This window comes from Desulfosalsimonas sp. (genome assembly GCF_046483245.1).
Lineage (GTDB): Bacteria > Desulfobacterota > Desulfobacteria > Desulfobacterales > Desulfosalsimonadaceae > Desulfosalsimonas.
Window position 1 is genome coordinate 1 of sequence record NZ_JAWODO010000085.1, and the last position, 5076, is coordinate 5076.

The 5076-nt window shown below is 56.6% G+C and carries 5 protein-coding genes; 4 read left to right on the forward strand and 1 reads right to left on the reverse strand.

Annotated features, from left to right (window positions below; genetic code table 11):
- On the reverse strand, positions 1–761 hold a 761-nt coding region (locus R6U41_RS07735), incomplete at its 3' end, for a MaoC/PaaZ C-terminal domain-containing protein (protein WP_410269261.1).
- A gap of 363 nt (positions 762–1124) precedes the next feature.
- On the opposite strand from R6U41_RS07735, the gene R6U41_RS07740 reads away from it, so the two are divergent.
- The 4 genes from R6U41_RS07740 to R6U41_RS07755 all read left to right on the forward strand — a co-directional run.
- A complete protein-coding gene (locus R6U41_RS07740) occupies positions 1125–2825 on the forward strand; it encodes an L-lactate permease (RefSeq protein ID WP_410269262.1) in 1701 nt (566 codons plus the stop codon).
- Between the two features lie 56 nt (positions 2826–2881).
- On the forward strand, positions 2882–4267 hold the full coding sequence (locus tag R6U41_RS07745; RefSeq protein ID WP_410269263.1) for an FAD-binding oxidoreductase: 1386 nt from the start codon (positions 2882–2884) through the stop codon (positions 4265–4267).
- A gap of 3 nt (positions 4268–4270) precedes the next feature.
- On the forward strand, positions 4271–4708 hold the full coding sequence (locus R6U41_RS07750; RefSeq protein WP_410269264.1) for a 4Fe-4S dicluster domain-containing protein: 438 nt from the start codon (positions 4271–4273) through the stop codon (positions 4706–4708).
- Positions 4708–5076, forward strand: a 369-nt coding sequence (locus R6U41_RS07755) for a sulfatase/phosphatase domain-containing protein (protein WP_410269265.1), incomplete at its 3' end; no start/stop codon positions are given. The genes R6U41_RS07750 and R6U41_RS07755, both read left to right, overlap by 1 nt.

A 5076-nucleotide genomic window follows, 5' to 3' on the forward strand; every position in this document is an offset into this window, starting at 1 on the left:
CCGGGTTCAAGTTTCCAGATTCGGGTCTTGATGGGATCTCCCGGATAAAGGGCCTTTGAAAACCGGCAGTCCAATCTGTGCATGCGTTCGGGCTCGCCCGGGATCAGTTTGGCAATCAGGGCCCGGCATGCAAAGCCGTAGGTGCACAGCCCGTGCATGATGGGTTTTTCAAACCCGGCCATTTTGGCAAATTCGGGATCCACGTGAAGCTGAAACACGTCTCCGGAAAGCCGGTACAAAAGGGGCTGATCCGGGGACGGATGATCTTTGATTTCAAAGTCCGGCGCCCGCTCCGGAATGGGGGCTTGTACCTTAGGGGCGGGTTTTCCGCCGAACCCGCCGTCGCGCCGGGAAAAGATTTTGATAATGCTTGTAAACAGGCGCTTTCCGCTGGAGTGGCGGGTGATGCTTTTGCCTTCGATGATCGCGCCCTTTTCTTTTCCCATGTCATAAATATCGGTGATTTCACCCTCGGTGATCAGCTCGCCTTCGGCGGGGATGGGATTGTGAAAGATCAGCTGCTGTTCGCCGTGCAGGATCCCGGCAAGGTTGACTTCCGCCTTGATTCCGAAATGCATCAGAAAGTCAAACACCGCTGCAACCCCGAAACTGGGAATCACCTTGAGATTCTTTTCATAGACGTAGTTGAGCTCCTCGAAACCGGCGCCCACGCCCAGGGCGTACAAGGCCGCATCCTTCCAGGTATACGGCGTGGTGACAGGGCCGATTTTTTTCCCGACGGCATCCAGGTTCAGGGCCATGGGCCTTCCTCCTTGATTAGATTGGTTGGCAATGTTTTAGAATCCCTAACAGATCCGTGTACTTGGAATAAGTATTATTTTAAATAAGTTCGAAAGGTTAAAGGATTAGATCGGTTTATTCCAGCAAATGATGGGGAGAATCATAAAATGTTTTCTCATCACATGTCAAAGGATTTTTCAAAAGCCTGCAGCCGCTCCGGCACGCATGGAAAAAGCCTGCTTCCGGTCAATGACATTGCCGGCCCCAATCCCGGGGGCGTACAAATTTTTGATCTTTGATGAATCGGGTTTATTATGATAAGATAAATAGCGTTCTGCTATCGATTGGATGATTTTTTACCCTCAACGGAAAGGATATGGATTATGCCTATCGGACTGCTTGCAGCCTTTGCTTTTCTGCCCATCCTGGTTGCACTTGTGCTCATGGTTGGTCTGCGATGGCCGGCCACCCGGGCCATGCCGCTGGCCTGGTTGGTGGCTGCCGCAGCTGGTGTGTTTGTGTGGAAAATGGATGCGGTGGTGGTGGCCGCCTCCACACTTCAGGGATTTGCCTCTGCAATCACTGTTTTGCTAATCGTTTTCGGCGCTTTGATGATTTTATACACCTTGTCTGAAAGCGGGGGCATGGAAACCATCAATCACGGTTTTCACGGCATTTCCAAGGACCGCCGGGTCCAGGTGATCATCATTGCCTTTATATTCGAGGCGTTTCTCGAAGGCGCGGCCGGGTTCGGCACCCCTGCAGCCATTGCCGGCCCGCTTTTGATGAGCCTGGGCTTTCCGGCTCTGGCCGCGGTTCTGGTGGCCCTGATTTTAAACTCCGTGCCGGTTACCTTTGGGGCCGTGGGCACGCCTGTGTGGTTTGGCCTCAAAAACCTGTCTTACAAGGTGGAGGGGGCAATCGCCCAAGCCGGACCGGCGGGCATCGGGTTTGCGGACATGGACGGATTCTACATGCTCATCGGCAAGTGGGCTTCGGTGTTTCACTCGGTCATGGCCTTTATCCTGCCCATTTTCGTGGTCTGTTTCATGACCCGGCTGTTTGGCCAAAACCGGTCCTGGAAAGAAGGCCTTGCGGTGTGGAAATTTTCCCTGTTTGCATCAGCGGCCTTTGTGGTCCCCTATCTGGGCTCGGCATTTTTTATCGGCGAGGAATTTCCGGCCCTGATCGGCGGGCTCGTGGGCCTGCCCATTGTTTTGTATGCCGCCAGAAACAAGTGGTTTCTGCCTGAAGAATCCTGGGATTTCGGCCCCCAGTCCGAGTGGGAGGCGGAATGGACCGGAGAGATTGCCACGGAAACAGATATTTCGTTTAAACCGCAGATGAGCCAAGTCCGCGCCTGGATGCCCTATGTGCTCATCGGCCTGATCCTGGTGCTCACAAGGGTTCAGTTTCTGCCCCTGGTGGACTGGGTCAAGGCCTGGAGCATCGGGGTTTCAGATATCCTGGGCCAGTCCGGAATCGGCTATGCCCTCCAACCCCTGTATAACCCGGGTATTGTACCGTTTATCCTGGTGGCCGTGCTGACGGTGTTTCTCCACGGCATGCCCGCGGAAAAAGTCAAAAAGGCCTGGAGTCAGGCATTTAAGCGCATGAAAAACCCCACCATCGCCCTGCTTTTTGCCGTGGCCCTGGTGCAGATTTTCAAGAATTCCAGCATGAATCCCATGGAATATGCCTCCATGCCCCTGTCCATGGCAGAGGCCGTGGCCGCGGTCACCGGCGGGTCCTGGCCCTTGTTTGCATCGTTTATCGGTGCGCTGGGCTCGTTTATCACCGGCAGCAACACCGTTTCAGACCTGCTGTTTGCCGAATTCCAGTATGATATTGCAACAGCCCTTGAACTGCCCCGGCAGATTATCGTGGCCCTACAGGCAGTGGGCGGCGCCATGGGCAACATGGTTTGTATTCACAATATTGTTGCCGCATCGGCCACAGTGGGCCTGGTGGGCATGGAAGGCGTAATTTTAAAGCGAAACGTGATTCCCCTGCTTCTCTACGGGGTCGTGGTGGGCATAATGGGAATGGTTTTTGCCTACCTGATGTTTCCGGGGGTGTTTTAGAAAATCCGGATGTATATACCGGAGGCACAAAAAAAGATCGCAGAAAGGCGTAAAGAATGACGGATAAACAAGTGGTCCGCCGCTTTGAACAAATCGTGGGGGCCGGAAATGTCATGGCCGCAGAGGCCGACCGGCAGGCCTATGCCTATGATGCCGCCGTGCTCGATTCGGTGGTGCCGGCCCTGGTGGTCCGGCCCGAAACCATGGAGCAGCTTGGGCAGGTGGTGGCCCTGTGCAATGAAAACGGGCTGCCGCTGACCGTGCGTGGTTCGGGCACCAATTTGAGCGGCGGCACCATACCCAGCAGCACCCGGTCCGTGGTGGTGGTCACAAACGGCCTGGCCCGGATTTTGGAGATCAACACCGAAGACCTTTATGCAGTGGTGGAGCCCGGGGTGATCACCGCCAAATTTGCAGCCGCTGTTGCGGAAAAGGGGCTTTTTTATCCTCCGGATCCCGGCAGCCAGGCCGTGTCCACCCTGGGCGGCAATGTGGCGGAAAACGCCGGCGGCCTGCGGGGATTAAAATACGGCGTGACCAAGGATTACGTCATGGGCGTCGAGTTTTTCGATGTCAACGGCGAACTGGTCAAATCCGGCTCCAGGACGGTGAAATGCGCCACGGGTTTTAACCTTTCCGATCTCATGGTGGGATCAGAGGGGCTTTTGGGGGTATTTGCCCGCATTGTCTTAAAGCTCATTCCCCCGCCCAAGGCTTCCCAGGCCATGACCGCGGTTTTTGATTCTGTGGAAAAGGCATCCGAGACTGTGTCCGCCATTATTGCAGACCGGATTGTGCCGTGCACACTGGAATTTCTCGATAATTTCACCATCCGGACCGTGGAGGACTTCCGGCATGCGGGTCTGCCGGTGGATGCCGAAGCCCTTTTGCTCATCGAGGTGGACGGCCATCCGGCCGAGGTGGCCGAGGATTCGGAAAAAATTCAGGAAATCTGCCGGAAAAAAGGCGCTGTTCAGGTCCAGGTGGCGGCAACCGCAGAGGAAAAGGATTTGATCTGGCAGGCCAGGCGCGATGCGCTGCCGGCACTTGCGCGCCTGAAGCCCACAACCGTGCTCGAGGACGCAACCGTGCCCCGCAGCCGCATTCCGGACATGGTCAAAAAGATCAAGGAGATCAGCCGGACCTATAACCTGGATATCGGCACCTTCGGCCATGCCGGTGACGGCAACCTCCATCCCACCATTTTGACCGACAAAAGAAATCACGAGGAATATGCCCGGGTGGAAAAAGCCATTGACGATATCTTTGAGGCTGCCCTGGCCATGGGCGGCACCCTTTCAGGCGAGCACGGCATTGGTCTGGCCAAGCGAAAATACATGGAAACGGAGACCAGCCGGGGCACGATCCTGTATTCCCGGATGCTCAAGCAGACCTTTGACCCCAAAAACATCCTGAATCCGGGCAAGATGATCGGAGAATAGCCCATGGCAGATATTGCTGAACTGGTTCGGCTCCTAAAGGAGCTTGAAGACGATCTTGTTTCCTGCACCCGCTGCGGCATGTGCCAGGCCGTATGCCCCCTCTACGGTGAAACCGGCCGGGAAACCGACGTGGCAAGGGGAAAACTGGTTCTTGTGGAAAATTTGAGCCAGGAGATTCTGAATGACCCGGAAGCGGTCAAAGAGCGCCTGGACCGGTGCCTGTTGTGCGGCTCCTGTGCGGCGGCATGCCCGGGCGGGGTGCCGGTGTTGGACGTGTTTTTAAAGGCCCGGGCCATTATCACCGGATACCTGGGCCTGTCGCCCATCAAAAGAGCCATTTTCCGGGGGTTTTTGTCCAACCCGGATCGGTTCGACAGCCTGATGCAATGGATGGGCCGCCTGCAGGGGCCTTTTACCCGGAGTGTGAACATACACTGCTGATGTTCTTCTCCGACCACGGCGACCAGCACGGCTCGCACGGGCAGTTCCGCAAGATGAGCCCCTACGAAGAGGCGATTCGCATCCCCATGATAGTCGCGCCCGGCGTGGCAGATTACCGGTTCAAGACCGCGGCGACGGACGTGCCGGTAAACCACGTGGACATGGCCCCGACGACGCTGGGGCTGTGCGGCATCGACACGCCCGAATGGATGTGCGGAACGGACTACTCCGGTCACTTCATCCGCGGCCGCGAGCCGGCGGAGCCCCCGCGCGATTCGGCCTATCTGCAGGTGGTCGTGCCGACCGGTCACGGTAACAGCGTGGACAGACCGTGGCGGGGCGTGGTTACTCGCGACGGGTGGAAGTAC

Bases quoted from the DNA above. Each gene is read 5' to 3' on its own strand.
- R6U41_RS07750 (WP_410269264.1), top strand. From the start codon at position 4,271: ATGGCAGATATTGCTGAACTGGTTCGGCTCCTAAAGGAGCTTGAAGAC.
- R6U41_RS07740 (WP_410269262.1), top strand. From the start codon at position 1,125: ATGCCTATCGGACTGCTTGCAGCCTTTGCTTTTCTGCCCATCCTGGTT.
- R6U41_RS07745 (WP_410269263.1), top strand. From the start codon at position 2,882: ATGACGGATAAACAAGTGGTCCGCCGCTTTGAACAAATCGTGGGGGCC.